At 39.9% G+C, this 4,336-nt stretch carries 1 pseudogene; it reads right to left on the reverse strand.

From position 1 onward, the window contains the following. A pseudogene (locus tag Q0873_RS18130) lies at positions 1 to 4,336 on the reverse strand (hypothetical protein); the annotation flags it as partial.

Raw genomic sequence — 4,336 nt, forward strand, 5'->3', positions numbered from 1 at the left:
TATTGTGGGCTATCTATACATGAAATATAGAAGACATCATTATCTCCATCATCATCTGGAGTTAAAATATTATATGGCGTACCACACGGACTCGTATCTGTATCTAAATAATCTGGTATACCATTATCATTAGTATCTAAAGCATCATTTGTAGTTGGATCATCATCTCCTGGGCTTTCATCTATAGTATCAATTCCATCATTATCATCATCAGTATCTTGATAATCTGAAGTACCATCTCCATCTGAATCCGGAAGATCTACAGGTTCTCCTCCATTATCAGGGTCATAAGCGTCATCCAACCCATCTCCATCTGTATCGTCTCCTGAAGGAAGTACATCTGCAATACCATCTCCATTATCATCGTTCCCTTCAATTACATCCAATACACCATCATTATCACTATCTGAATCTAAACTATCTGGAATACCATCATCATCAGTATCTACTGAACCATCTCCTTCATCAACATCTAAAATCCCATCATTGTCGTCATCAATATCATCTATATCTGGAATACCATCATCATCGGTATCTTCTAATACTAAAATCGTAACTGTTGCCGTATTACAATTTGCTGGGTTTGCTCCATTCTCACAAATCTCATAAGTATAGCTATATGTACCTGATGGAGTTCCCACAGCCACGGTGATGATTCCTGTGTTTGGATCTAGCGTTAATCCTGTTGGATTGGTTACTCCTGTTGGATTTGGATTTACGGTAACTTCACCTGGATTGGTTCCTATTACTATTGCTACTCCATCTAGCGTATCATTATCGGTTACGTCAGAAGTGTTTTCGCCTGCAATAATTCCCATTCCACTGTAGTCATCATCATTAGCTACAATTGGATTCTCTACCAAAATTGTTGCTGTTGCTGTATCACAATTTGCTGGACTAGCTCCATTCTCACAAATCTCATAAGTATAAGTATAGGTTCCTGATGGAGTTCCGGTAGCTACGGTGATGATTCCTGTGTTTGGATCTAAACTCAATCCTGTTGGGTTAGTTACTCCAGTTGGATTTGGATTTACGGTAATTTCCCCTGGACTGGTTCCAATCACTACTGGAGCTCCATCTAAAGTATCATTGTCGGTTACATCTGAAGTGCTATCACCTCCTGTAATCGCCGTGCTGCTATAATCATCATTATTTGCTACAATTGAATTTGACACTAAGATTGTTACCGTTGCTGTATCACAATTTGCTGGACTAGCTCCATTCTCACAAATCTCATAAGTATAGGTATACGTTCCTGATAAAGTACCAACAGCTACAGTGATGATTCCAGTATTCGGGTCTAGCGTTAATCCTGTTGGATTGGTTACCCCCGTCGGATTTGGATTTACGGTAACTTCTCCTGGATTGGTTCCAATTACTACTGCCACTCCATCTAGAGTATCATTATCGGTTACATCAGAGGTACTATCGCCTCCGGTAATCGCTGTACCACTGTAATCATCATTGTTTGCTACTATTGGATTCTCTACTAGAATCGTTGCTATAGCAGTATCACAATTAGCTGGATTGGCTCCATTCTCACAAATCTCATAAGTATAGGTATAGGTTCCTGATGGAGTTCCTGTCGCTACCGTGATAATTCCAGTATTTGGATCTAGCGTTAATCCTGTTGGATTGGTTACTCCGGTTGGATTTGGATTTACAGTAACTTCACCTGGATTAGTTCCGATAACTACAGCTATTCCATCTAGAGTATCATTATCGGTTACATCTGAAATACTATCGCCTCCTGTAATCGCTGTACCACTATAATCATCATTGTTTGCTACAATTGGATTGTTTACTAGAATCGTTGCTATAGCAGTATCACAATTTGCTGGATTGGCTCCATTCTCACAGATCTCATAAGTATAGGTATAAGTTCCTGATGGAGTGCCTGTGGCTACCGTGATAATTCCTGTATTTGGATCTAGTGTTAATCCTGTTGGGTTGGTTACTCCAGTTGGACTTGGATTTACCGTTATCTCTCCTGGATTGGTTCCAATTACAACTGCTACTCCATCTAAGGTATCATTATCGGTTACATCTGAAGTACTATCGCCTCCTGTAATTGCTGTACCACTATAATCATCATTGTTCGCTACGATTGGATTCTCTACTAATATTGTTACTGTTGCTGTATCACAATTCGCTGGGCTAGCTCCATTCTCACAAATCTCATAAGTATAGGTATAGGTTCCTGATGGGGTTCCTGTTGCTACCGTAATAATTCCTGTATTCGGATCTAGTGTTAATCCCGTTGGATTGGTTATTCCGGTTGGATTTGGATTTATAGTAACCTCTCCTGGATTGGTTCCAATAACAACTGCTACTCCATCTAAGGTATCATTATCGGTTACATCTGAAGTACTATCTCCTCCTGTAATTGCTGTTCCACTATAATCATCATTATTGGCTACGATTGGATTTTCAACTAAAATTATTGCCGTGGCTGTATCACAATTCGCTGGACTAGCTCCATTCTCACATATCTCATAGGTATAGGTATAAGTTCCTGATGGGGCTCCGGTAGCTACGGTGATAATTCCAGTATTTGGATCTAAACTCAGTCCTGCCGGGTTGGTTACTCCTGTTGGATTTGGATTTATGGTTACTTCTCCCGGGTTAGTTCCAATTACCACTGCTATTCCATCTAAAGTATCATTGTCAGTTACATCCGAAGTACTATCACCTCCTGTAATTGCCGTTCCACTATAATCATCATTATTAGCTATTAATGGATTTCCTACAAAAACTGTTGCCGTTGCGGTATCACAATTTGCTGGACTAGCTCCATTCTCACAAATCTCATAAGTGTAAGTGTAAATTCCAGATAAAGTACCCACAGCAATAGTAATTACTCCTGTTGTTGGATCTAAACTCAGTCCTGCCGGGTTGGTTACTCCTGTTGGATTTGGATTTACGGTCACTTCTCCTGGATTGGTTCCGATAACTACTGGGACTCCATCTAGGGTATCATTGTCGGTTACATCGGAGGTACTATCCCCTCCGGTAATAGCCGTGCCACTATAATCATCATTATTAGCTACAATTGGATTCTCTACTAGAATCGTTGCTATAGCAGTATCACAATTTGCTGGATTGGCTCCATTCTCACATATCTCATAAGTATAACTATAGGTTCCTGATGGAGTGCCTGTTGCTACCGTGATAATTCCTGTGTTTGGATCTAGTGTTAATCCCGTTGGGTTGGTTACTCCAGTTGGATTTGGATTGACTGTCACCTCACCTGGATTCGTTCCAATTACTACTGCCACTCCATCTAGAGTATCATTATCGGTTACATCAGAGGTACTATCGCCTCCGGTAATCGCTGTACCACTGTAATCATCATTGTTTGCTACAATTGGATTGTTTACTAGAATCGTTGCTATAGCAGTATCACAATTTGCTGGATTGGCTCCATTCTCACAAATCTCATAGGTATAGGTATAGGTTCCTGATGGAGTACCTGTCGCTACCGTGATGATTCCTGTATTTGGATCTAAAGTCAGTCCTGTTGGGTTGGTTACTCCAGTTGGATTTGGATTTACAGTAATCTCACCTGGGTTGGTTCCAATAACAACTGCTACTCCATCCAAAGTATCATTATCGGTTACATCTGAAGTACTATCACCTCCAGTAATCGCTATACCACTATAATCATCATTATTTGCTACTATTGGGTTAGCTACAACCACAGTTACTGTTGCCGTATCACAATTTGCTGGACTAGCGCCATTTTCACAAATCTCATAAGTATAGGTATAAGTTCCTGATGGAGTGCCTGTCGCTACTGTGATAATTCCTGTGTTTGGATCTAGTGTTAATCCCGTTGGATTGGTTACTCCGGTTGGATTTGGATTTACGGTTACTTCTCCTAGATTGGTTCCAATAACTACTAGGTGTCCATCTAAGGTATCATTATCAGTTACATCTGAAGTACTATCGCCTCCTGTAATTGCTGTGCCACTATAATCATCATTATTGGCACAGATAACCTTCCCTAAAACAACTGTCAAAGCAGAAGAAGCTGTACAATTATTACTATTTCTTACAGTAAAATTGTATGATCCTGTTGATAATGTATTGATACTAAATGTTGTTGTATTCCCATTATAGGTTGCCGAACTCGTTCCTGTCTGAAATAAAGTCCAATTTCCTGTTGGTAATCCATTTAAATTTATAGTTCCATTTGCGACATCACAAGTAGGTTGCACAACTGTATCTATGGTAGGTGCACTTGGTAAAGCACTTATAATCACCTCTGCTTCATTTGAAGTAACACTGTTACATCCTGATGCGCTATCGGTAATGACCACTCTATAATAGGTAG

Origin of the sequence: uncultured Tenacibaculum sp. (assembly GCF_947498805.1) — a bacterium.
Classification (GTDB): Bacteria; Bacteroidota; Bacteroidia; order Flavobacteriales; family Flavobacteriaceae; genus Polaribacter.